18 protein-coding genes and 2 pseudogenes are annotated in these 24,047 nt (G+C 45.9%); 7 read left to right on the top strand and 13 right to left on the bottom strand.

Annotated features, from left to right (window positions below; translation table 11 throughout):
• Window positions 1–52 precede the first annotated feature (52 nt).
• The 3 genes and pseudogenes from ACBP55_RS37715 to ACBP55_RS37725 all read right to left on the bottom strand — a co-directional run bounded on the left by ACBP55_RS37715 (window position 53) and on the right by ACBP55_RS37725 (window position 4,684).
• A pseudogene (locus ACBP55_RS37715) lies at window positions 53–497 on the bottom strand (MarR family winged helix-turn-helix transcriptional regulator).
• Window positions 498–1,163: 666 nt separating this feature from the next.
• Window positions 1,164–2,915 (bottom strand): ABC transporter ATP-binding protein, encoded by a 1,752-nt coding sequence (locus ACBP55_RS37720; RefSeq protein ID WP_464648720.1) that lies wholly within the window; start codon window positions 2,913–2,915, stop codon window positions 1,164–1,166.
• A 23-nt stretch (window positions 2,916–2,938) separates the two neighbouring features.
• A complete protein-coding gene (locus tag ACBP55_RS37725) occupies window positions 2,939–4,684 on the bottom strand; it encodes an ABC transporter ATP-binding protein (RefSeq protein ID WP_464653564.1) in 1,746 nt (581 codons plus the stop codon).
• A gap of 275 nt (window positions 4,685–4,959) precedes the next feature.
• Here ACBP55_RS37725 and ACBP55_RS37730 point away from each other — a divergent pair, with 275 nt between their 5' ends.
• The 4 genes from ACBP55_RS37730 to ACBP55_RS37745 all read left to right on the top strand — a co-directional run bounded on the left by ACBP55_RS37730 (window position 4,960) and on the right by ACBP55_RS37745 (window position 10,419).
• Window positions 4,960–6,639: a hypothetical protein gene (locus tag ACBP55_RS37730; protein ID WP_464648722.1), complete on the top strand. Its 1,680-nt coding sequence runs from the start codon at window positions 4,960–4,962 to the stop codon at window positions 6,637–6,639.
• A 200-nt stretch (window positions 6,640–6,839) separates the two neighbouring features.
• On the top strand, window positions 6,840–7,880 hold the full coding sequence (locus tag ACBP55_RS37735; protein ID WP_464648724.1) for a copper amine oxidase N-terminal domain-containing protein: 1,041 nt from the start codon (window positions 6,840–6,842) through the stop codon (window positions 7,878–7,880).
• Between the two features lie 134 nt (window positions 7,881–8,014).
• Window positions 8,015–9,403: a threonine synthase gene (gene thrC, locus ACBP55_RS37740; protein ID WP_464648726.1), complete on the top strand. Its 1,389-nt coding sequence runs from the start codon at window positions 8,015–8,017 to the stop codon at window positions 9,401–9,403.
• A 509-nt stretch (window positions 9,404–9,912) separates the two neighbouring features.
• Window positions 9,913–10,419, top strand: coding sequence for a hypothetical protein (locus ACBP55_RS37745; RefSeq protein WP_411829449.1), 507 nt, complete (start codon window positions 9,913–9,915; stop codon window positions 10,417–10,419).
• 401 nt (window positions 10,420–10,820) lie between these two features.
• Here ACBP55_RS37745 and ACBP55_RS37750 read toward each other — a convergent pair whose 3' ends face one another.
• The 3 genes from ACBP55_RS37750 to rlmN form a co-directional block, all read right to left on the bottom strand.
• Window positions 10,821–11,528 (bottom strand): dioxygenase family protein, encoded by a 708-nt coding sequence (locus tag ACBP55_RS37750; RefSeq protein WP_464648728.1) that lies wholly within the window; start codon window positions 11,526–11,528, stop codon window positions 10,821–10,823.
• A gap of 146 nt (window positions 11,529–11,674) precedes the next feature.
• Window positions 11,675–12,277 carry a DNA-3-methyladenine glycosylase gene (locus ACBP55_RS37755; RefSeq protein WP_464648729.1) on the bottom strand — a complete coding sequence of 201 codons (603 nt, stop codon included), beginning with the start codon at window positions 12,275–12,277 and terminating at the stop codon, window positions 11,675–11,677.
• A gap of 70 nt (window positions 12,278–12,347) precedes the next feature.
• Window positions 12,348–13,445, bottom strand: coding sequence for a dual-specificity RNA methyltransferase RlmN (rlmN, locus tag ACBP55_RS37760; RefSeq protein ID WP_464648730.1), 1,098 nt, complete (start codon window positions 13,443–13,445; stop codon window positions 12,348–12,350).
• 305 nt (window positions 13,446–13,750) lie between these two features.
• Here rlmN and ACBP55_RS37765 point away from each other — a divergent pair.
• Window positions 13,751–13,924, top strand: a pseudogene (locus tag ACBP55_RS37765) (small acid-soluble spore protein H); the annotation flags it as partial.
• A 136-nt stretch (window positions 13,925–14,060) separates the two neighbouring features.
• Here ACBP55_RS37765 and ACBP55_RS37770 read toward each other — a convergent pair.
• The 5 genes from ACBP55_RS37770 to ACBP55_RS37790 form a co-directional block, all read right to left on the bottom strand.
• The gene (locus ACBP55_RS37770) at window positions 14,061–15,431 is read right to left on the bottom strand and encodes a sodium-dependent transporter (RefSeq protein ID WP_464648732.1); all 1,371 of its coding nucleotides are present in this window, start codon (window positions 15,429–15,431) and stop codon (window positions 14,061–14,063) included.
• Window positions 15,432–15,525: 94 nt separating this feature from the next.
• Window positions 15,526–16,233, bottom strand: coding sequence for a DUF421 domain-containing protein (locus ACBP55_RS37775; RefSeq protein ID WP_464648734.1), 708 nt, complete (start codon window positions 16,231–16,233; stop codon window positions 15,526–15,528).
• A gap of 176 nt (window positions 16,234–16,409) precedes the next feature.
• A complete protein-coding gene (gene hxlB / locus ACBP55_RS37780; protein ID WP_464648736.1) occupies window positions 16,410–16,967 on the bottom strand; it encodes a 6-phospho-3-hexuloisomerase in 558 nt (185 codons plus the stop codon).
• Window positions 16,968–16,972: 5 nt separating this feature from the next.
• Window positions 16,973–17,608 (bottom strand): 3-hexulose-6-phosphate synthase, encoded by a 636-nt coding sequence (gene hxlA, locus ACBP55_RS37785; protein ID WP_029198236.1) that lies wholly within the window; start codon window positions 17,606–17,608, stop codon window positions 16,973–16,975.
• A 190-nt stretch (window positions 17,609–17,798) separates the two neighbouring features.
• Window positions 17,799–18,119: a winged helix-turn-helix transcriptional regulator gene (locus ACBP55_RS37790; RefSeq protein WP_464648738.1), complete on the bottom strand. Its 321-nt coding sequence runs from the start codon at window positions 18,117–18,119 to the stop codon at window positions 17,799–17,801.
• Window positions 18,120–18,297: 178 nt separating this feature from the next.
• Here ACBP55_RS37790 and ACBP55_RS37795 point away from each other — a divergent pair, with 178 nt between their 5' ends.
• Together ACBP55_RS37795 and ACBP55_RS37800 are read left to right on the top strand one after the other, a co-directional pair.
• Window positions 18,298–19,326 carry an NADH:flavin oxidoreductase/NADH oxidase gene (locus ACBP55_RS37795; RefSeq protein ID WP_464648740.1) on the top strand — a complete coding sequence of 343 codons (1,029 nt, stop codon included), beginning with the start codon at window positions 18,298–18,300 and terminating at the stop codon, window positions 19,324–19,326.
• Window positions 19,327–20,031: 705 nt separating this feature from the next.
• Window positions 20,032–21,231, top strand: coding sequence for an MFS transporter (locus ACBP55_RS37800; RefSeq protein ID WP_464648742.1), 1,200 nt, complete (start codon window positions 20,032–20,034; stop codon window positions 21,229–21,231).
• A gap of 122 nt (window positions 21,232–21,353) precedes the next feature.
• Here the strand turns inward: ACBP55_RS37800 and ACBP55_RS37805 are convergent, their stop codons facing one another.
• Window positions 21,354–22,007: a cupin domain-containing protein gene (locus ACBP55_RS37805; protein ID WP_464648744.1), complete on the bottom strand. Its 654-nt coding sequence runs from the start codon at window positions 22,005–22,007 to the stop codon at window positions 21,354–21,356.
• A gap of 355 nt (window positions 22,008–22,362) precedes the next feature.
• Window positions 22,363–23,814, bottom strand: a complete 1,452-nt coding sequence (locus tag ACBP55_RS37810) for a sugar porter family MFS transporter (protein WP_464648745.1) — start codon at window positions 23,812–23,814, stop codon at window positions 22,363–22,365.
• Between the last annotated feature and the right edge of the window lie 233 nt (window positions 23,815–24,047).

Consider the following 24,047-nt stretch of genomic DNA (forward strand, 5'->3'; position numbering starts at 1 on the left):
TAAGATATATGATAAAAGGTTAAGCAGCTAACACCTCTTAGAGAGGGGCAAACTACTTGAAACCATCCTGAGCAAACTTACCGAGTTTCTTCAACAATTGACTAGCTAACTTCTTCTCTTCTGCCGTAAGTCCAGCCACCGCTTGCTCAATGACCTTGGTATGCTCAGGAAATACCTCTTCAATAAACTGCTTCCCTTTTTCCGTAATTTCCGCAAAAATGAGCCTGCGGTCCTCAGTTGAGGTCTTTCGCTTTACGAATTCTTTCTTCTCCAGCTTATCTACAACATAGGTAATGTTCCCGCTGCTCATAAGCACCTTGCTGCCAATCTGTTGAATCGGCTGCGCGCCTTTATGATAAAGCAGTCTCAAGAACACCGAATTCTGTTCGATTCAATCCATGATTCCGAATATCGCGGTCCCCATGGGCGTTGACCCATTCACTTGCTCTGGAGAGTGCAATATAGAGATCTAATGAATCATTTCTCTGTTCACTCATTTGGTTCACCTCATTTCTATTATCTTTTTGCTGTGCTGTGGTGATCTTTGTTGTGGTGATCTGTGTTGTGTTGATCTGTGTTGTGCTATACTGTGCTGCGAAATCTTAATTTATAATGTCTTGATTTAAAGATACTCTATTTAGAGATAGATGTCAACAGGTAATTTGAAAAATAATGTGCTCTTCTTTATCATGCTGCTTATAATGCGGTTGTATCCTCGTAATTAGTCCGAAATAGAAAGAATAGCTGGAGTCTAAGCCTATTTTGTCAAAGCATGTGTCGTTTTGAAGATCTATTATGTTCTGTCGGATTACTTCTCTTGTTGGCGCGATGGATAGGAGGTACATGAGCGACTTGATGCATTTAGTACAGCAAATTTGGCTCAAATGGGCTTTGACAGCAAGTTTTGCTGCAAAAACTACAGCTAATCTATTCAAAACAAGTCGATCTGGCTAAAAGAGTACTTTTTTGCTGCACTTTTTGCAGGTTCTTTCTTAATAAAGGACTACACACCGGAAAATACATGCACTTTTTGCATCTTCTTAAAACAAAATGACCTGATCCCGGCAAAATGAAAAAAGGATAAACCATCCCCTATCGGGAAAGGCCTATCCTTTTGCAACACGTCCTATGCTTCAGTTATAGGCAGGCTTTATACGACTAGCTCAGCCCACAACAGCCGACTCGCCCTTTTGCAGCTGATACATCTTCGCGTAACGGCCACCCAGCGCCATCAGCGTCTCATGATTGCCGCGCTCGGCAATCTCGCCGCGGTGCAGCACGAGAATCTGATCCGCATCACGGATCGTCGACAGCCTGTGCGCGATGACCAAGGTCGTGCGTCCTTCGCTGACGACTTTCAGCGCACGCTGGATCAGCCCTTCCGTCTCACTGTCGATGCTGGCTGTCGCTTCATCCAAGATGAGAATCGACGGGTCGAAGGCCAGCGCACGCGCGAACGAAATGAGCTGTCTTTGGCCGGAAGACAAGGTGCTTCCCCGCTCGACAACCTGCTCATCATAGCCGTTTGGCAGCTGCTCGATGAAGGAGGCCGCGCCTACATCGCTTAGCGCGTTTTTCACGCGTTCCAGCGAAATCTCCTCATTATAGAGGCTCACATTGAATTTGATATCCCCGGCAAACAAGAACGGGTCTTGCAAAACAATACCCATATGCTTGCGCAGCGCTTGCTTGGACATCCCCCGGATGTCGCGTCCATCAATCGTAATGCTGCCTTCATCCGGTTCATAGAAACCGAGCAGCAGGTTCATGATGGAGCTTTTGCCTGAGCCTGTATGTCCGACCAAGGCCACGGTTTCCCCTTTGCGAGCTTCGAAGGAAATATGCTTCAGCACGTTTTCCCCAGCTTTATAAGCAAAGGTTACGTCCTCGAACTTCACAACGCCTTCCGGGCGGCTGATCTTATCGGTTTTCTCTACCTCTTGGCCTTCCATGTCTAGGATGGTGAACACCTTATCCGCGGAAACAAAGGCTCTCTGCGCATTCGTCAACTGATCAAAGATCCCGATAATCGGCTGAAAGATCCGCCCCAGATAATCGATGAAAGCATAAAACACCCCGAAAGAAATCACAGCTGTCAGCGATTCCCGGCCAAAATACCAAATGACCATAGCCGTCACCAGACTGCCGATGGTCCCCACAATATTACGAGAGGATAGGGAAAAAATGCGGAACTGCTTAAGCTGATTCACATAGCGGTCCTTGTTCAGCACCTCGAATTCCTCAAGCGTCACTTTCTCCCGGCGAAAGGCTTGAATAATGGGCATAACCACGATCGATTCGTTAATCATCGCGTTCATATCACTCAACCGCGCACGCATAATGGTGATGAAGATTTTCGAATATTTTAAGTGAACGACCATAATTAACGCAAAGATAGGCGGCAGCACCAAGCAAAAAAGAGCGAGATGCCAATCCAGAATGAATAAAGCTACGAAGATGCCGGTTAGCTGCATCATGCTTACGACGAACGTAGCCATGAAGCTCATGAATAAATCGCGGATCGCCTCGGTATCGTTCGCAATTCGGGATACAACCTGCCCGATCGGCGTGTTATCGAAATAGCGCAGCGAAATGCGCTGAATGTGCTGCATTAAGTCCATGCGCATGTTTTTGATGATTTGCAAAGCCGTAGATTGGAGCAAATAGGCTTGCGAGAAATTACAAATGCTTGCTATAAGGAGCAAGCCCATATAGAGACCAAGCAGCTTAAGTACAGGCGCCATCGTGTGTGTGCCTGTAGACAAATGCTGATCGATAATCGTTTTGGTTATATAAGGTCCGCCCAGCTCGGCGCCTACTGCGCAGCATAGAATGAGCAGCGCGCCGAGAATCCTGAACTTATAGACGAGTGCATACGAAATCAGCCTTCTCGTCGTGGACGGTTTCTGCATCATGTCGTCCTCCCTTCTTCTGTTGGTCATTCTTCCAAGCTCGCTTCCATTTGTTGACGTTCCCACTGTTCACGGTACCAACCGCCGAACAGCATCAGCTCTTCGTGGGTACCCTCTTCGACGATTCGCCCCTCATCTAGAACGAGGATCCAATTCGCGTGGCTCACAGCCGAGAGTCGGTGCGTGCTGATCAATGTCGTTCTGCCTGCTCGTTCCTTGCGGATATGCTGGAGAATACGGCTTTCCGTCCGCGCATCGACGGCGGATAACGAGTCATCAAGCAGAAGGATTTCCGAATCGATCAGAAGGGCTCTAGCAATTGCTAAGCGCTGCTTCTGTCCACCGGACAGCATGACGCCATTTTCGCCGACAATTGTCGCAAGGCCTTCCGGCATTTGCTCGATATCTTGGGTAAAAGAGGCCATCTCTATGGCCCGCGTAATCTCTTCCTGCGAAGCGTCGTGCTTACCCAGCGCGACGTTGTCGCGAATGGATTTCGACAGCAGCAGATGCTCCTGCGGAACGTAGGCAACCCAGCGCTTCACCTGATCCAAGGCGATTCTCTCAATCGGCACGCCTGAAACCAGCAGCTTGCCTGGTTCAATCGGGAATTGTCGCAGCAGCTGCTTCAGCAGTGTGCTTTTGCCACTACCCGTCCTGCCTACAATCCCTAGTGTCTGTCCTCTTTCTAGTTGAAAAGAAACGTTAACAAGACTTGGATGGTTAGCGGTCGGATACGTAAAGGTTAGTTCCTTCATCTCGATACGTTCCGGTACACTCACTGCAATCGGCGCATCGACATCCACAATATCCGCTTTCTGCGTCAATGCCGTATCCAGACGGTCAGCCGAGGCGCTTCCGCGCTGCAGGACATTAATAAACTCGCCGAATGAAATCATCGGCCAAATCAGCATACCTAGGTAAATATTAAATGAAATCAGCTGACCCAGCGTGATCTCATCATGAAAGACCATATAAGAGCCATAGCCAATGCCTATCGAATAACTTAGACCGACAATCAACGAGGTAAGCGGCTGAAAAAGCGCATTCAGCATGGAAACGCGTCTATTCTTATTCATCACTTCTGATGTCACTTTATCGAAGGCGACTAGATCATGATCTTCCTGAACATAAGAACGAATTACACGAATACCGGAGATAGACTCAAGGGCATGATCATTCATTTGACCGAAAGAAGCTTGTGCGGCAAGGAAGCGAACTCTCACTTTTTGACCCAGCTTACTAATCACCAAGGCTAGAAAAGGCAAAGGAATCAGCGCCGCAATCATTAATTTGAAGCTAATTAGGGAAATCATAGTAATAATGACGACGGATGCCCCGACCAACGTGTGAACGAGTGTCATAACGCCGTAACCAGATGTCTGGCCAATAGCAAGCACGTCATTCGTAGCTAATGCCATTAACTGACCCGTGCTGTTGCGTTGGAAGAAAGCCGGTGTCATTTTCGTCAGATGAGCCAGTAAACGCCCTCTGAGCACTTTCTCAACAAGTGCCGAATTGCCGAATAAGGTCGTGATCCAAACATAAGTAAATACATATAAAAGGAGAGACAAGCCTACAAGCAGAAGGACAGTCTGACTTAAACTAGATGCGGTTAAATTCCCGCTGCGTATCTGATCAATTGTATTCCCTATCATTTTAGGCGGAATCGTCGCCAATAAATTCACACAGATCATTAAGCTGATAGCAAGCACGTAGTACTTCCATCTTTCTTTGAAAAACCACCGCAATTTGATTACAAAAGACAAGATTTCCACCCCTTCCCACTTTTCGTGTACACATATTGATTCTATAGATTACCCGCGATCAAGTCTACGCAAAAAAAAATTAAAAAGATTCTTCCCGCTCGTTTTAGGGTCGATTTCATATTCAGCCATTTCTCAGCATTTACTCAGAAATCATTCAGCTGATAATAAGGTTGCTTTCAGGATTACTTCAGCCCAGTTTCAGGTGGAAAATCTATACTTCAAATTGTAGAGACCAGATGAAAAAACTGGCAAACTCAATCGGAAAGAAGGCGTATTTTATGAAAAAACATTTCGTAGTATTAATGGGGGCAGCTGTATTAGCCAGCTCGACTAGCGGCCTTGTATTACCGGTACATTCAGCGTACGCGAGTGAAGCTCAGCCGGCTGATAGTCAGACACAAGAGGTAACAGGCGCGGCTGCATCAGCAACTGTAGATTACCCTACTTTGGTATTAAACAAATGGCTGAGCAACCTAGACCAGTATACTGCCGGAGCATCAAATAAAAATGGTAGCGATGTGCTTAACGCACTTGCAAATAATCAAAGCCTAGTAGAAGCTTCAGGGCTAGGACAGTCTGATTTGGTCGCGAAACTCACCGATTTCTTCACACAGGATCTCGCTTATCAGGTTAAAAAAGGCGACCTTTCCGAGAAAGAATCCACACAACTTCAACAGTTTTACACTTCTCAGATTAACGGTCTTGTTTCCGGCAGTTGGAAAAAAATGGACTATGCGACGTCTATACATAACAATGGATCGGCTATCCTTCATAATCGCCTGCAAAACATCATCTCGGATGCAGCAGGAATTGCAACAGACACGAACTCCTCTCAGGTAAGAGCTGCCCTTCGTAATGGGCAAAGCTTAGCTGAAGCTGCAGGGATTGACGCCGGTACATTGACAGATTCCTTGACAGCCTTGCTGAATAGTGACTTGCAGGCAGCTGTAACGACCGGCAAGCTCCAGGCTGACCTTCTCGATAAAACCGAGCAAACCGGAGCCGAGGCTGTGGGGCAAATTGTCAGAGAGAAAGGCTACGATATAGCAACCACGAGCTGGATGGAGAAATATGGGCAATCTATTCTTGCCGATAAGCTGGATTGGACCATTCAAGGAGCAGCTATCTACGCAAGTAAAGATTATAGCAATGTGATCGACGCTCTGAGAGCTGGACAAAATTTGGTTTCAGCATCGGGTCTGTCCTATGATGACTTACTTTCTCAATTAACCAGCAATATAAATCAGGGGTTTGAAACCGAGTGGCAAGCCGGTAATATCTCTGCTAAATTGGCGACCCAGCTCGAACAAAGTGCTGCCAAACAACTAGGTGACGCCATTACACAAAATGGATACGGACAGAGCATTGCCGGCAGCAGCAACAAAGCAATCGCCGCTGAAAGTATACGATCCATCATCAACGATAGCGCCGGGTACATCGGCTCTACTGTAAGTGACTTACAAGCCGCATTAGGTTCAGGAAAAACGCTGATTGAGGCAACAAACCTCGCAGATGGCGAGCTGCTTGGGGTTCTGCAATCCAGAGTTGATAACTATTTGAGCCAAGCGGTTCAAAACGGCTGGTTGAATGCCGCTGATAAAGATGCGACGAAACAAGACGCTTATGCACTGCTTAATGGAGCGATAGGTACACGAAGCTACAAAGCCCCTATTGATGCGAAAAGCTATTTGGCAGAACGCTTGGACCGTATAATTAATGATGTCTCTGCTGTTTCGAATATCGAAGCTGCTGATTTGACGAAGCGTTTAGCACAAGGTGAGAGTTTGGCACAAGCGGCGGAAACCGATTCCGACTCCTTGCTCTATCAATTATTAGCTCAAGCGAATGAGAATATGAATGCCTTCGTAACCGCTGGAAGTGTCAGCGAGGATGACGCCGCTGTATTCAAAACAGACTATGCAGCAGGTGTCAGTAAACTTTTGAGCGTTAACGAATAATCCACAACCTTTTGAAAAGGGCTTTCCCCGAATTCACGAAAGTGATGAAGGGAACGCCTTTTTCTATATAGGTATGAATATACATGTGATCTCAGATAATAAACTGAGCGTTCCTTGCAACAATATCCAAATTCATTACGTTTAAGACAACGAGAAGACAAGAATACATCAAAACTTACATACAGGAAGGAATTACAACTATGAATCGTACAATGAAAAAGAGCCTAGCTATTCTATCCTTATCCGCCATGATGACGACGGGCGCAGCCTATGCTGCAACGAATGAAACTGCCCAAACGACTACGATTATGCCTGTTACCACACAAGCTGCTTCAGCGGCTATTTCAGTTCAAGTCAATGGAGGAGCCCTTTCCGAGAAAGGTTATATGAAAGCTGGAGCGACTGAACCTATGCTGCCGCTTCGAGCTGTAACGGAAAGTCTGGGCTTCAAGCTCACTTGGAATCAAGAAACGCTTTCTGTTGATTTGTTGAAAGGCAATGTTTTCACAACCGTCAAGACAGGCGAAGATCGCTATGCCATTAATAAAATGCTGACAACACTTGGTACCGCGCCTGAATTGGTCGATAACAAGCTTTACGTGCCCGCTTCCTTTGTCAGCAAAGTGCTTCATGGTTCTGTTACTACGGAAGGAGCTTCGGTTTCCATCGCGATGAAAGAGGACGTTAAGAAAGTTCAAACGACGGGCGTAATCACTTCGATTCGACCTATTGGAGATTATACAGCGATTCAGATTCAAGGAATTGGCACGGAGGGAATGGTCCTCAACGTGAACAAGGATACAGAATATCAAATGCTGGATGGTACTAAGCTTAGTCTTTCCGATCTTCACGTTGGCTTAACCGTAACTGCGGAGCACTCTATGGCTGTTACCATGAGCTTGCCGCCACAAACGTCAACTTCCAAGATTACGGTTTTGGACACGAAAAGAGAGGCAAACAGCCTCGGTACATCTGGCGTGGTTGAAGAAGTTCGCAGCGATGATAAGGGTAATATGAGTCTTCTCATTAAAGGTGCTGGTTTAACGGAAACAGCTCCGAGTGAGGTTGTTCTACAAATCACGGACGAGACGGCTATCGTCGATAAAAACGGTGACAAAGTGGAGAAAACCGCTCTTGTTAAAGGCGCGAATGTTATCGGATTTTATGGACCAGCTTTGACGAAAAGCCTTCCACCTATCGGTCATGCATGGAAAATCGTTGTAGACGCTAAACAAGAATAGGTTATTACTTTTAACATATCGAAGAAACCTTCCATCTTTGGAGGGTTTTTTTGCTCTTTTGTAAAGTATCTACACTGTCCAAATGGTCTGTTTTTTGATACAATAACTGAAAATTCAATCGTAAGGGGACTCATATGGAATACATTAGCACTCGCGGAAAAGTAGAACCCATCGGCTTCATCGACGCCATCTTGATGGGATTGGCAGACGACGGCGGTTTACTTGTTCCTAAGCATATCCCACAATTATCGGCAGACACGTTACAGAAGTGGCAAAAGCTTTCCTACTCGGAGTTGGCTCTTGAAATCTTCTCGCTATATGTGAATAACGAAATCCCGCGCAATGAGCTGAAACAGCTCGTTGACGACAGCTATGCAACCTTCCGGGATGACGCTGTGACACCGGTCAAACGTCTGAACGACGGCACGTATGTGCTGGAATTGTTCCACGGACCTACTTTTGCTTTCAAGGACATTGCTCTGCAGTTTTTGGGCAATCTCTACTCGTACGTTTCTCGTAAAACGAATTCGATTATCCATATTCTCGGAGCCACTTCAGGAGATACAGGGGCTTCAGCGATTGAAGGTGTGCGCGGTAAAGAAGGCATCCGGATCTGTATTCTTCACCCCCACGGCAAGGTCAGCAAGGTTCAAGAGCTGCAGATGACTACCGTAGACGATGCGAATGTGCTGAATCTTTCCGTTGAAGGCACTTTCGACGACTGCCAACGTATTATCAAAGAGCTGTTCGCCGACGTCGAGTTCAAGCACCGCTACCACTTGCGCGCGATTAACTCGATCAACATTGCCCGGATTTTGGCACAAACGGTATATTACTTCTATGCTTACTTCCAATTAGCGAAAAATGATCAAGCTGAGAAAGTCAATTTTAGTGTACCGACAGGTAACTTCGGTGATATCTTCGCTGGCTATTTGGCACAGAAAATGGGCCTTCCTATCCATAAACTCATTCTTGCGACGAATGAAAACAATATTCTTGAGCGTTTCGTACAGGACGGCGTCTACCAACCAGGAGCATTCCGCGGAACACACAGTCCTTCCATGGATATTCAAGTGGCTAGCAACTTCGAGCGCTACTTGTTCTACCTCTATGGCGAAGATGCGCAAGCTGTCTCAGCGATCATGGATCAATTCAAGGCTGAAGGCCGCGTTGTTATTCCTGCCGACAAGCTGCAAGCCGTGCAAGCCGACTTTGCTGCCTATGGCGTGCAGAACGACGAGTGCCTGGATACAATCAGCGAATACTATGAGAAATACGCGTATCTGCTCGATCCGCATACCGCTTGCGGGGTAGCTGCTGCTGACAAGCTCGCCGTGGACGGCGAAGTGACGGTTGCCCTTTCGACCGCTCATCCGGCGAAATTCGATGAGTCCATCCGTTTGCGCAGCATTGAGCAGACTTATCCGCAGCAAATTCAAGATCTGTTCAACAAGCCGCAGTTCCAGACGGTCGTTGGCGGTACGAATGATGAGATCAAAGATCAACTCGTTAAGTTTTTCTAATGATGCGAAGAAGCCCCGAAGACGATTGTCTTCGAGGCTTTTTATTTTCAATGCACATTCGAGCGCTTGCTATCCCTGTTACTTAAACTTTTTAGGAAATTGCTTAATAATTCCGTCCGAAAGAACATTCGCAAACATAATCATATGATCCTCACCTTGATCGAACGTGTGAATATCCGCTTCTCAATCCTTTTTAAGCCTAGCTGACACATTGTTTGTGAGTAATTGCAGGTGCACATAAAACATATCTTTCAGCGTTTTCATAGACAAATTCGGGTTTGCCTTGCTGAGGAATGCGGCGATATCATCGCCATTCCGATACCATTCCTTATTATACTTCTCGAAATCAGACGCATTACCGCCAACGTAGAAAAGGAAGACCACAACGGAGAAAAAAATCAGACTTCCGACCGATACCCTCCTCCCCCTGAGTAGGAAGACACTTTTTCCATGTCATGATATCCTTAAACTAATTGTGAGAATAACGTTTAGGAGTGAACATGTTGAATCTGAATCGCAGCGCCTTTCTTGGCCCTATTTTGATTATCTTAGGTGTTTTTATGTTTCTAAAAGGTGACAATACGTTCAATGCCGGTACCATTTTCGAGTATTTCTGGCCTACCTTATTTGTCATACCCGTTGGCGTGTTTTTCCACTGGTTATACTTCTTCATTTTGCAGCGGCGTGGCGTTGGCGTGCTAGTCCCAGGGGGGATTCTCCTAACGACCGGCATCATCTGCCAAATCTCCATGCTGTTCGATATCTGGCACCTTATGTGGCCTGGATTCATGCTGGCTGTTGCTGTGGGTTTATTCGAACTGTATTGGTTCGGGGGACGAAATAAATGGTTGCTCATCCCGATTAACATTCTAACCGTCATGTCCCTTTTATTCTTCGCCATTTTCTCTATAGGGTCTATTTTCAGCATGGTTTTCCACAACCAACCGATCATTGCCATCGTTCTCATCATAGCTGGCGGCTTGATGATGATTACGCGTAATCGGAAAACAATGTAATCTATCGAGAGAAGGATTACCCCCTCCCTTTTGGACGAGAGTGTTGTGCGGTGGGTCAATGCCGAGAAAGTTTATTTGAAGACGCAAGTTACTATCATCAAAAAGTGGCTTGCTCCAAGTCATTTTGGGTCCAAGCTCCTAGGTAATCGTGAAGTTGTATTTTGTACAACTTCTCACAGGCAAAAACCGCGTTCCCCTTGCGAATGTTGCAGAAAATACAACAATTTTCCTGCAAATTAGCTCTTTTCTCTGAAATTAAGCGAAATTGTTGTACGGCATACAACAATTGCAGCTTAATTGAGAAAAACCGGCGAAATTGTTGTATGTTTTACAACTTTGGCGGGGAATAGAGCGAGACCGAGACAAAAAGGAGCCTCATGAATTCTCATGGGCTCCTTTTTTTATACTTTTACCACGAATTGATAGGCGCCTGACTGGCTGCCATCCGCATTGCTTTTCATATCCATCAGCAGTGCCTTGTTGTAGATGCCATCCTTCACATTGCCCGCTTCATTCGGGAAAAAAAGCTGACTCGTCAGCACCTTACCATTCGGCGCCTGCACCTTCACATGAATGTGGCGCGTTCGCCCTGGGTACAAACCCGGCACAATCGTTTCCAACGTAAACTTGCCTTTATCGTCCGTATATTGATGCCCCCGCAGGGTGAAGCCTTTGTTATCATACTGACCGTCGGCATCTGCTTGCCAGAAGTCCAGCAACGCATGCGCAACCGGTTTACACGCCGTGGACACAACGTAGCCTACAAGCGTAAGCTTCGTTCCTTTCATTCCTTGCTCTAGCAGAGAACTTCTCTCCGGCGAGTTCGGCGTAAAATACGGGCCTTCGGTGACAGCTGGCGTCAACTCCTCTGGTGAACCGCACGCAGGTGTCGGCTCCAGATTGGCCGCTTTCGGTGATTCGGTCGCCGCTTCCTTCGCTTGATTACCTTCAGGCTGAGTCGTTGCTCCGCCAGTCGTCGCTCCGCCGCCCAAATTGATGCCGCAGGCTGCTAAAGTCGCACTGGTGACCATTAGAACACTGGATACCAAGAACCGCCGACGCGTTATTTTCGTACTCGAAGATTTCAATTCCGTTTGCTTCTCTTCCATTGTCGTCCCCCCCATTCCAACCTCTTGTACGATTAGAATAGCATGGAATTGGGGGAAATTCCCTGAAATTTAGCCTAAGATAGGCTTAAAGTTTGCTGAAATTAGGTGCAGGATAGACGAAAAAATGCAGCTCCTTAGATACTTAGCTATTTCGAAACAAAAGGATTCCCTTCGACCCAAAATCGCCACGGATATTCTCTGGCTTCCCCGCTATTGTCGATACCGATTCTCGGTCCAGCAGCAGTGGATCCTACCGTTCTTCCATCCGCAATGTAGAGAGGGCGCTCAAAAATGGGTCTTCCATAATCCTCTTTTACAATACCAAGGGCTTTTGTTAGTTTGCCGGGGCCGTTGGTTAGCTCCTTTAGCTTTTTATCAGTACCGCGGCGATTATACATAAGATCAACTCCTATATATGGCTCCACAGCTCGAATTAAGACAGCTTCCGGGTGACCAGGCTCCCCGCTTACTATGTTCACCAGAAAATGGGTATGCATTTCGTAGGTGTAGACATAGCCCGGAGGGCCAAACATAACTTCAGTCCTCGGTGTCCTGCGATTGCCAAAGCTATGTGCGGCGCGGTCTCCGGGACCTATGTAGGCTTCTGTTTCTACAATCCAGCCTGCGGCTATGCCTAATTCGGTTTCTTTCACAAGCAGTTTGCCAAGCAGCGAACGAGCCAAGAGCAGTGTGGGCTGTCCAAAAAATGCAGCAGCTACGGGTTGGGAAGACAGAGCATCCACCTCCATTTTTCAAGAAATCAACTTCGTCATACAGCAAAAGAAACCCGATCAGCCGCAGCCAATGGGTTCCTAATTATTATCCTACAACCAAACTATCCTGACCCCGATTATCCCCTGCGGATTGTTTGATCTGTTTGCTTCTTAATTGTCCACAAGCGGCATCAATATCCGTACCGTGCTCAAGGCGAACGCTGCAGCTAATGCCCTGCTTTTTCAATGTATCATAGAAAGCCCGCACGGATTCCCGCTCGCTCCGTTGATATTGACTGTGCTCATCCACAGGATTGTAAGGAATCAAGTTCACATTAGCTAGGTGGCGAATATGCTGGATAAGCTCAGCTAATAGCAGCGCATGCTCTCTACCGTCGTTAACGTCCTTCAGTAAAATATACTCCAATGTAATTCTCCGGTTCGTTTTCTCCAAATAGTACTCGATCGCCTGCATTAATTTCTCGATCGGAATCGCTTTGTTTATTTTCATGATCCGGGTACGAAGCTCGTTCGTCGGGGCATGCAGAGAAATCGCCAAATTTACCTTCAAATCCGAGTCCGCGAATTCAATAATTTTATTAGCAAGCCCACTAGTGGATACCGTAATATGTCTAGCGGCAATGTCTAGGCCTTTTTGATCTTTCACAACGCGGATAAAATCAACCATATTTTCAAAATTATCAAATGGCTCGCCAATGCCCATCACAACAATGTGGCTGACGCGTTCGTCTTTGCCCGCTTGGTCCAAATGAAACTGAACCTTCATAATTTGTTCCACGACTTCAGCGCTGGACAGATCGCGGCTTTTGGCCAAAAGCCCGCTCGCACAGAAACTGCACCCAATGTTACAGCCAACCTGCGTTGTTACACATACAGATAACCCGAATTTATGTCTCATTAGCACGGTCTCGATCAAATTACCATCCTGCAGCTTGAACAGGAACTTCATCGTGCCATCTGCTGATTCTTGCCTCGTATGTTCAGTCAAAGTTTGAATGACGAAATGCTCTTCCAAACATTGAATACAATCCTGCTTCACATCCGTCATTTCTGAGAAGTCGGTCACCCGCTTCCGATATAGCCAATCCCAGACTTGCAGCGCCCGTGATTTTTTATGTCCATTTTCCTCAAGCCATGCAATCAATTGATCCAACGTTAATCCATAGATGGATTCTTTATTCATCGTTATCCTCTTTTCAAGACTTTCACATACAGTCCTATTCTTCTAAGCAGCCGAAGCTTACCATCTATATATTATTGTGCCAAAAATCCCTCATGAACACAAGGGGAGTAAGTAGACATCCCCGTTCCTTTATCTGCCTCTTATTTTACCATCCTTTTTCGAAAAATACGCTTTTCTTCTAATCTACTAATCCATACAGTTCCAACCATTTTTACATAGGATAGGATATATTTCGACAGCCTTTCTATGCATACATCCGCACACATCCACAAATAATGTAACTAGTACGTCAAGGAGGCCAAAAAATGAACAATCAACGCGCTCAAGAGATTGCGGTGTCACCTGTCATGGTGGATGTCACTTATAATGGGACGCCAATCTACATCCAAAATGTCGACGAAAAGAATGAAACCGCCAGAATTTATCCTTTGGATCAACCCGAAAACGAGCAAAGCGTCCCTTTGAGCAGTCTAATCGAGAGTTCTCAAATGCTGGAGATGGATGATATTAAAATGATATGCCCGCTGCCGAATAGCTGAAAATGAAGGAAGAACAAGAGGCTGCTCGCTAGGTTATTAACCTTTTGAGTCAGCCTCTTTAGTGTTTCGTACAGGTCTATGAGAATTTAATTATACCTACCGAGTGCAAAAATACACAAACGATGAGTATAGGAACGACTACGCGCAGCAAGAACATCCAAGCTTTATACCAGAAACCTTTCAAGCCCGCTTCTTCTCCAGCCTTTTTCCACGCGTAACCCGTAAACAAGGTAACGACTAACCCGCCGAAAGGCATCAGAATGTAGGAAGTAATGAAGTCCATCCAATCAAAAATGGTTTTACCTCCAGGATGGAAGTCTCCAAGCACGCCTCCGACAGAAAGCCCTGAAGGAACACCTACCAAGAAGCAAAGTATGGACAAGATAATAGCTGATTTTTTGCGGCTCCACTGCCACTTATGCATGGCATAGGCGACTGGAACTTCCAAGATGGAAATCGCTGAAGTCAACGCCGCGATGGCTAGCAGCAAGAAGAATAGACCACCAAAGAAGAAGCCAAATGGCATTTGCGAGAACGCTACCGGCAGCGCCATGAACGCCAAGCCTACGCCTTCGCCAGGCTGAAGCCCATAGGAAAAGACCGTAGGGAAAATGACTAGACCCGCGACGAATGCATATACCAAATCACCGAAACCAATGGCGAGTGTCGCCATGCCGAGTGATTGTCTTTTTTCCACATAAGACCCGTAGGTTAACATACAGCCCATCCCTAATGATAAGGAAAAGAACGCATGCCCCAAAGCAACTAACGCAGACTCCGCGTCCAACTTGGAGAAGTCAGGCTTTAAGAAGAAGGATACCCCCGCCGCTGCTCCTGGGAGCGTAAGCGAACGGACCATAAGAATAAGTAGGATGATAAGAAAACCAGGAATCAGAATTTTATTGAATTTCTCAATACCACCTGAAACCCCTTTGGCAAGAACCCCGCCCGTAAACACCATAACAACAGCCTGCCAGAAGATAGGCCAGTAGCCGGAAGCGAACGATAGGAACTTGTTTTTATAGTCAGAGCCCTCTTGGAACAAGAGGCCCGTAAATGACTCTACCGTATAATGGAGTGTCCATCCCGCGACTACCGCGTAGTAGGACATGATCATGAAAGCGGTAAGGATCGACAGTAATCCGAATGCTCCCCAGTATTTTTTTCCCGTCAGATTAAAGAAGGATACCGAAGCATTCCCTCTACCACCGCGGCCAATCGTCATTTCCGCAAGCAAAATGGGTAAACCTACAATAATTAAACAAATGATGAATAACAGGAAAAAGGCGGCACCGCCATGCTTGCCCGTAATGTAGGGAAACTTCCACATGTTCCCTAACCCTACGGAGCTGCCGATCGCCGCTAAAATAAAACCAGTAGACGTAAAACGTTCGACCGTTCCTGTTTTCTTGCTTGCTGCTCGTCCTGATGTCTGATCGTTACTCATGATGAATGATAAACTCCTAACATTATTTTGATCCAATAATGTTACTGGAAAATCCTTCTCACGTCACCTTGTAAAATTTCACAGAGTTATCTATTTATTCTTTATCTATCGATTGTTGGATGCCATCTTCATAAAAATCAAAGACGAGTTGTTGTTTCGTACCTCTCGCCGCATAGAACACGTCCGATATCCGTTTCCCCTTCCGTCTTACCTCCCGTTCCAACCACTCCTTGGTCAGTCCGTTATTCTCCAGGTTTTTCTCCATCATTTCTCCATCCATAATTAATTCAATGGGAAAAACTTGGCCGTTAGGATGGAGTTTCATATCCTTTTTAGTTACAAATTGGTACTCGTCTTTTTTTAATACCGATACCTCACCGTTATCCTCAAGTACAGCATAGTTCACTTCCTCAATGTTGAAAATCCCTTTTTCCCTCAAGGACTGGTCTAATGAATCCATCGTGTATCTTACTTTTCTCATGTTATCTTCAAGAATTTTCCCGCCTTCAATAAGCACCGTTGGGGAACCGGATATCCAGCTTCTCAATTTACGGCTCTTCAATGCAATGAAAGACAACAAATAAGACGTAATGGATACGACGATGAGCGATAAAATCAAATGTGAAAGATTTAATTTGTCATTGAATGCCAAGTTAGCTGCAATTGCTCCTAATGTAATACCCGTCACAAAATCATGAAACGTCATATTGGAAATCGTCTGTTTACCAAGTACTTTGGCTATAAACAGTAGCAGTAAAATAGCTAGAACAGTCCGAATCAGAATTTCCACATAGGCAAACATACTTATGTTCCCTCCTTTTCCTGTCATTATCTCCTAAATGGAAAAGAAAAAATCAAACACGGATAGAGGTTATCATAAGAATTAGAAACTACAAAAAAAAGCCTCTTTGCAATGGGAAATCATTTCCCATAGCTTACAGAAGCTTGAATCGTTATACATATTGATTTGCGGGAGACTTATTCCAAATTGGCATGCCGGCCAAACATGGTCGTGGAGTCGTAACCTTTCTTCTCCATTAACCGCAGGATGACAGCGTCAAAGAATAACAAAAGAGTTTGCTCGAATAGCGAGCCCATTGGTTGTATGGTGGAGTAATGGCTGGACGACTTATCTTTAGGCGAACCCGGAAGCTTCACGCCGATATCCGCCAACTGTCCAATTGTTGATTCTGGGTATATCGTTACTAGCGCGACAGCAGCTTGCAAGCTCTTGGCCTTCTCCGCCATTGATAGGAGGCTCTTGGTTTCCCCTGAGCCTGAACCGATGATCAGCATGTCTTTGTCGGTGACATTAGGCGTGATTGACTCGCCTACTACATAAGCATCAATGCCCATATGCATCAGCCTCATCGCGAAAGCTTTGCCCATCAAACCGGATCCACCGGCCCCAGCTACAAAAACCTTGCCGGACGCCATAATCCGCTCAACAAAACGATCAGCTTGATCGTCATTCAACTGGTTAGCACCCTGCTGCAGCTCATGAAGGATTTCAGCTAAATACAAATTCGTTTCCATACGAATTAAGATCCTTGTTTGATCAATTGCTGCATTTCAGCAGCAGCAGCTTGCTTGTCTTCTTGTCCGGTAATACCTCCGCCGACAATAACAAGATCAGGGTTCGCTTTGATCACTTCTGGAAGTGTACTTAATTTAATGCCTCCGGCAATCGCTGTTTTGGCCTGCTTTACAACACGTTTGATCGTCAGAAGATCTTCAAATGAATTTTTTCCGACAGCTTGAAGATCATATCCTGTATGCACACAGATATAATCAACACCGAGAGCGTCGATTTCTTGCGCACGCTGCTCAAGATTTTTCACAGAGATCATATCAACCAGGATTTGTTTGCCTTGTTTTCTAGCTTCTTCTACAGCACCCTTAATCGTCATATCTTCTGAGGCACCTAATACGGTAACGATGTCCGCTCCCGCTTCGGATGCTTTCATGACTTCGTAACCAGCGGCGTCCATGATTTTCAAATCAGCCAAAACTCTCAGATTAGGAAATGCCTCTTTGATTTCTTTGACGGCACGAAGGCCTTCATTAATGACAACCGGTGTGCCAATTTCAACGATATCTATAAATGCTTCCACTTCTTTCACCAATTTCTTGGCTTGCGGGATGTCGACAAGATCTAACGCTAATTGAAGTTCCATGGATGAGTCACTCCTCATGTAATTTTGTTTGGTGTTGTTCACGGGACCTATTGTACGACGATACTTTTCGAAAAGGAAGTACGCACTATTCAGTGACGTAGTACCCATTTTGAAACCATGGACGAAAAAAAAGACCCTCAACACGAAGTTAAAGGTCTCTACAACTTAAATTTTTTGCTGCGTTTAAGCCTCAGTTAATTCGCTCTTGGTGGTTCTGCCCCCAATCGGCCATTACGTTGAGCACTTCCTCCATGGTTTGGCCATATTTCGTTAATGAATACTCCACTTTGGGTGGCACCTGAACGAATACTTCCCGATGGATGATGCCGTCATCCTCTAATTCGCGTAATTGTTGCGTTAACATTTTTTGCGTAATGTCAGGCATCCCCCTTTTTAACTCGCCAAAACGTTTGACGCCGTCCATCAGATGACAAAGAATGACCAACTTCCATTTGCCGCCGATGACTTTCAAGGTCATTTCTACCGAGTTTTTAAACAGCTGATCGCCCATGCTAAACGACTCCCTTAGTATACTTTTTGTTACTATAGTACTTAAAAGTAGGTACTTGTTTTTAGTTGCAATACCCCTAATAATAAATGGCGTACCGGTTAGTTGCAAATAGGAATAGGAACCCTCGTTAGGGTTGTCTTCATAAGGCGTTTAAAATATATCTTTGGAGGTTAAAAGAATGACTCATAAATTGTTTGCTTCGTATGATTTGAAAGGTTTGCACGTAAATAACCGCATTGTCATGGCTCCGATGTGTCAATATTCGGTTACGGCCAAAGACGGAAAACCGAATGAATGGCACTACGTTCATTATCTTAGCCGCGCTATTGGCGGCACCGGCCTCATTATCATGGAAATGACGGATGTTGATCCCGATGGCCGCATTACCGATTTCGACTTAGGCATATGGTCTGATGATCACATTCCGGCATTCGCCAGAATTATCGACGGCGTACACGCGCATAACGGCAAAATCGGGATTCAGATCGCTCACGCTGGACGCAAAGCAGAAGACGCGGCAGTTCCCGTTGCCCCATCTGCGATTCAGTTTCCAGGCTCAGCTTACAAAATGCCGCGCGCTCTTACAACTGAAGAGGTTCAAGACGTGGTTCAAAAATTCGGTGATGCAGCCCGCCGTGCTGTGCAAGCCGGTGTGGATACGATCGAGCTTCACGGAGCTCACGGCTATTTGATTCATCAGTTCCAATCACCTCTAACGAATAAACGAGATGATATTTATGGTCAAGACCTTGCCCGTTTTGGCGTTGAAGTCATTCAAGCCGTCAAAAAAGAAATGCCTGCTGACATGCCGCTCATCTTCCGCATCTCTGCAGTAGAGTATGCCAATGGCGGATATGATATTGATCATGCCATTGAGCTATCCAAAGCCTACCAAGCAGCAGGTGTGGATGCTTTTCATGTAAGTTCAGGCGGGGAAGGACCCGCTGGAGAGAAAAAACCTGGCAACTACCCGGGCTATCAGGTTCCGTTCGCACGTAAAATCCGCGAAGCGTTGAATATACCCGTCATTGCAGTAGGTATGCTCGAAGATCCAGCACTTGCTGAATCCGTTATCGGCAGTGAAGATGCAGATTTCGTAGCGATCGCACGTGGGATGCTTCGTGATCCGTACTGGGCTACACATGCGGCCATTACGCTTCGCAATGAGCCGAACAATATTCCGAAACAATATGCTAGGGCTTACTGAGGTGAAATAAGGGGCTGTCTCAAAGCTATTTTGGGATGTTATGCCCCTCTAGCCTTCTGGAAGTAACCCGAATTTGCCGCCTCTACGTTCCGCTAACGAGTGGTCGAGTGGCTTTCCTAAGCAATCTTACTAAAAGCAAAAAAATGAGAGGGCAAGAATAACCTTGCCTTCTCATTTTTTTGTTTTCGGCCCCCCCGGGTGTTGGGGCATCCACACTCTCTTGCTATCGAAGCGGCTGTTAAGGTGACTATAAATCTGCTCTACAGGCGTTGACTATACATCCCTTAGTAGGCTCCGTTGATATCGCGAAGCCATTACTAGATGATATTCTTGCAGAGAACTAAGCCTTTTTGCCGCAATTCAAACAGGCATAAGAGAGTTGCGCTCATCCTAAGCGTGGATCCTGAAGATGTGCGGAGCAGCATGAGAATTTTCGCCCCCCCATTCATCCCTCCACTTTTTCCCTTTCAACAATCAAATATTATACGAAAGATCCTTGGCTGCAACGCTTCTTTTTCGCTATTTCCCCGATCTTCGTTCGGAAAAAATTTACAAAAAAACGCACCTCTTTACATATATTTTAAAAGAAATGTCTTGATTATACGCTTAGAAAACTAAATAATATGAAAAAGGTCTTATGGATCGGCACGACTTGATTATGATTAGAGCTTTAGTCTACACAACAGAAAGGTTGACATTAACATCATGGAGTTATCTCACCGCATTACCAAGGAACAAGCTGCCAAAGAACCGTTCCCCATCTCGATACTTTCTCTGACCGTTGGCGCCTTTGCCATTGGAATGACTGAATTTGTCATCATGGGGCTTCTGCCTAATGTCGCGAATGATTTGCACGTCAGCATCTCATCCGCAGGGCAACTCATTACGATGTATGCGCTCGGGGTAGCTATCGGCGCGCCGATACTGACGGTTCTCACCCACCGAATCCCGCAAAAGAAACTGTTATGTCTGCTTATGATCTTATTTATTCTCGGTAACGGAATCTCTGTTTTCGCTCCAAGCTATGCCATTCTGATGGGAGCCCGTATGATAACCGCATTGACACACGGGACATTCTTTGGCGTCGGAGCTGTTATCGCCTCTAATCTTGTACGTCCGGACAAGCGTGCCGGGGCCGTATCCATTATGATGGCTGGTCTCACCATTGCCAATATTATCGGTGTACCTCTGGGGACATTCATCGGTCAACACATGGGGTGGCGTTCTTCGTTTGGCGCGATTGCGATCATGGGCATCATTGCATTAATCGGCATTCTTATCTTCATACCGCAAATTCGGCATGACAAACCAGCAAGTATCGTTAAGCAGATTAGCGCTCTAATCAAGCCCAAGCTCCTGCTATACCTGCTGATCGGAGCACTAGGCAACGCCGGCCTATTCGCCGTATTCACTTATATAACGCCACTGCTAGTGCAAGTAACTGGTTTTGCTGAACATAGCGTGACTTGGATTCTAGTCCTCTTCGGCTGTGGAGTAACCATCGGTAATATCGTCGGCGGAAAGCTTGCGGACTGGAAGCTGATGCCTTCCATACTGGGACTTTACCTCACGATATGCGTCCTTCTCACCCTCTTCACCTTTACCATTCATAGCCCAACAGCTGCCGGATTGACTATTTTTCTGTGGGGAGCCGCATCCTTCGCTGTGTTTCCTGGGCTGCAAGTACGAATTATGAGCCTAGCACAAGCAGCGCCTGCACTTGCCTCTACCTCCAGTCATTCTGCCGGTAATTTAGGAAATGCAGCTGGCGCTTTCATCGGTGGATGGGTCATTACACATCTGGCGATAACAGCCCTCCCTTGGGTCGGTGCCGTACTCGTAGGACTGGCGCTGATCCTCGGATTTGCTTGCTATCTAGCAGAACGTAAGCCTGCTAACGCGTAGACTTATACAAAAAGAGGCTGACTCAAAAGGTTAATAACCTAGCGAGCAGCCTCTATTTTGTTTCGATACGGAGCGAATGAACCCCTTATGGGACAGCCCCATTCTTTTTAACATGCTCAAAGCTAGCGATTCCCATAGTTATAATTGGTTTGAGGGGGATACTGGTATTGAGGCGCTGCCTGGGGCTGACTTGGCGTGTTGGAATGCGAAGGAGTGGCCTGCCGCTTATGCATTTCTGACACACATTCATCCGTAGGTCCAATGACAATCGTTTCATTATCTAGAGGTTTAAGTGTTTTCCTCAATAGTTCAGGATCTAAACAATACGTATGGGCAAGGACTTCTATTGGTGTTTTTGTCAGAATATCAGACCCGAAAATGTACTCTGGATACGGAGCATCAAAGATTGCGAGCAAGTGGGTGCTATTTTCTAAAGCTACTTCCCAATGCCACCAGCCCTGCGGAATATTCGCCACTTGGCCTGGGGCTATCGTCACATTTGTGATTATATTGTTAAAAGGATTAATTAAGGAAACCCTGGCTGTTCCCGTAATGCAATAAACAAGCTCTGATGCATTTTGATGATAATGCGGCTCCACGACGCGTCCTTTACTTAAATAAATATCAAGCAAAGAAACATTACCGAGCGTATTTAGGTTTTCTCGTCCCAATCGATTAATAAAATTGTCGGCATTCCTAGTTTTCAATCGATTTTTATTGATATCAAAAAAGTATTGAACGTCTGGTTTCGTATAATCTATCTCAGGTGTAGCCACTTCGGAACAACTCCATTTCGCCTATGATTCATATATCTGCATGATATGCGTCGGGAGTGAATTCGTGACAAATGCCTAGTTTTGGCAGTAGGAAGAACCTCGAGCTCCTTTTTGTGGAGTTGAGGTTCTTTTCGCATCACAGATGGTGGGACGTGTTCCTATTCCACCTATCTAAAGGGAACGAGGAGGCGTCATTGGATCCGTTTTCGCGTCTGCAGCGTGTTTTTTAAAGAAATAAGGTATCCTCGTTCCGCGAGATGCCTGTTTAGCACTCATTTGCTCAAAATAGCGAATCGTCGTTCCTTTTCATGGTAAATGAGATTCGACAACCGCCATCTCGCGCCACAATGTGGGCTCAGGATTTAGGTGTGTTGGGCAAAGTTATATATGGGACGCCCTCTTCTTCTTTGGATTTATTCAAATTAGAAGCTTTTCTCGAAGACCACAAGGCTTCGATTTCCTCCAGAGATTTCCCCTTTGTCTCGGGCACAAGACGCCAAGTGAAAAAGAAGGTAAGCAAGGACATGAAACCGAATATCCAAAATGTCACCGCTGGCCCAGCAGAACCAAGCATCGGAGGAAATGTCTGAGATACGATATAATCCGCTGTCCATAGCGCCATAGAAGCAATCGCCGTAGCTTTTCCACGAATACGGTTCGGGAAAATTTCAGACATAATCACCCACACGACAGGACCAAGCGATACAGCAAACGAAGCCACATACAGTAAAATAAAGATTAGCACCAATGGCCCTGAGGGTTGTCCCGTGTGAAAGGCGGCGCCTATAACGACTAAGCACACTGTCATTGAGGCAGATCCGACGAGTAAAAGGACCTTACGTCCCACCTTATCGATGAGCCAGATAGCAAGAATGGTGAAGAGGAAATTAATCAAACCGACCAAAATGGTCTGAATCAGCGAAGCATTCGTGCCAGCACCAGTCTCCTTGAAAATCTCCGGAGCATAGTACATAATCGCGTTAATTCCCGTAACTTGCTGGAGAACAGCAAGCCCCACACCTACGATTAAAGCAAGCCGCAAAGCGGGACTGAACAGTTGGCGGATCGATCCGCTTTCCTGTCTGAACGATTCCTTGATATCCAGCACTTCCTGTCTGGCCAATTCGTCGCCGTGAATCTTAAGTAGAATCGGAAGAGACTCTGCTGCTCGCCCCTGCTTGATCAACCATCTCGGACTTTCAGGCACAAAGAAAAGCAGTACTAAGAACAGCAAGCCCGGCAGAACCCCGAAGCCAAACATCCACCGCCAGGCCGTAGAAACGTCCCACGCGTTGTCGCCATACCCCGCAATGCCCATGTTAATGAAATACACGAGGAAGATACCGGTCACCGTCGCGAACTGATTCAGGGCTACAAGTCGGCCGCGATACTTGGCAGGCGCTATTTCAGCGTTATAAAGAGGACATAGCGTAGAGGTAATACCAATCCCAAGTCCGCCAATAATCCGGGCAATAATATAAGCGGTGAACGTATTTGGAATGGCAGATCCGATGGACCCGATAATGAATAGGATCGCAGCTATAATCAGAACTTTTTTCCGACCGAATCTGTCCCCTAGCATACCGGATCCTGCTGCTCCAACGATACACCCGATGATTAAGCTGGAGACCGCCCAACCCACTTCCACCTGGCTTAGGTCGAAACGTTCTTTCATAAAACCGATTGCACCCGACACCACAGCTGTATCAAATCCAAATAATAAACCGCCCAAAGCGGCAACCATCGAAACTAGTGTGACAAACTTCATGCTTACTTGTTGGTTTTGATTGTTTATATGTGAGCTCATAAGCGATTATCCCTTCTGACTTATCCGCATCTTCATGCGAGTCTTTTATCATTGAAAAATAGTCAATCCGTCTAATGCGAGACTCATTATACCATGCGTTTTGTTCTCGCTAGGGGCCAATTCCCTTCACTAATTTGTTGTTTACAAGCATAATATTGATGCCTGCAATTCTCAGTCAGATATAGGGCGGCAGACTAGCACATTTTTGTTCGGTAAAAACAAAAAAGTCCATG

Source organism: Paenibacillus sp. WG02 (assembly GCF_055396115.1).

What these genes read in the sequence shown, in the direction of transcription:
- ACBP55_RS37720 (WP_464648720.1), bottom strand. Translation starts at nt 2,915, where the DNA reads ATGATGCAGAAACCGTCCACGACGAGAAGGCTGATTTCGTATGCACTC.
- ACBP55_RS37730 (WP_464648722.1), top strand. Translation starts at nt 4,960, where the DNA reads ATGAAAAAACATTTCGTAGTATTAATGGGGGCAGCTGTATTAGCCAGC.
- ACBP55_RS37735 (WP_464648724.1), top strand. Translation starts at nt 6,840, where the DNA reads ATGAATCGTACAATGAAAAAGAGCCTAGCTATTCTATCCTTATCCGCC.
- thrC (WP_464648726.1), top strand. Translation starts at nt 8,015, where the DNA reads ATGGAATACATTAGCACTCGCGGAAAAGTAGAACCCATCGGCTTCATC.
- ACBP55_RS37750 (WP_464648728.1), bottom strand. Translation starts at nt 11,528, where the DNA reads ATGGAAGAGAAGCAAACGGAATTGAAATCTTCGAGTACGAAAATAACG.
- ACBP55_RS37755 (WP_464648729.1), bottom strand. Translation starts at nt 12,277, where the DNA reads ATGGAGGTGGATGCTCTGTCTTCCCAACCCGTAGCTGCTGCATTTTTT.
- rlmN (WP_464648730.1), bottom strand. Translation starts at nt 13,445, where the DNA reads ATGAATAAAGAATCCATCTATGGATTAACGTTGGATCAATTGATTGCA.
- ACBP55_RS37770 (WP_464648732.1), bottom strand. Translation starts at nt 15,431, where the DNA reads ATGAGTAACGATCAGACATCAGGACGAGCAGCAAGCAAGAAAACAGGA.
- ACBP55_RS37775 (WP_464648734.1), bottom strand. Translation starts at nt 16,233, where the DNA reads ATGTTTGCCTATGTGGAAATTCTGATTCGGACTGTTCTAGCTATTTTA.
- hxlB (WP_464648736.1), bottom strand. Translation starts at nt 16,967, where the DNA reads ATGGAAACGAATTTGTATTTAGCTGAAATCCTTCATGAGCTGCAGCAG.
- hxlA (WP_029198236.1), bottom strand. Translation starts at nt 17,608, where the DNA reads ATGGAACTTCAATTAGCGTTAGATCTTGTCGACATCCCGCAAGCCAAG.
- ACBP55_RS37790 (WP_464648738.1), bottom strand. Translation starts at nt 18,119, where the DNA reads ATGGGCGATCAGCTGTTTAAAAACTCGGTAGAAATGACCTTGAAAGTC.
- ACBP55_RS37795 (WP_464648740.1), top strand. Translation starts at nt 18,298, where the DNA reads ATGACTCATAAATTGTTTGCTTCGTATGATTTGAAAGGTTTGCACGTA.
- ACBP55_RS37800 (WP_464648742.1), top strand. Translation starts at nt 20,032, where the DNA reads ATGGAGTTATCTCACCGCATTACCAAGGAACAAGCTGCCAAAGAACCG.
- ACBP55_RS37810 (WP_464648745.1), bottom strand. Translation starts at nt 23,814, where the DNA reads ATGAGCTCACATATAAACAATCAAAACCAACAAGTAAGCATGAAGTTT.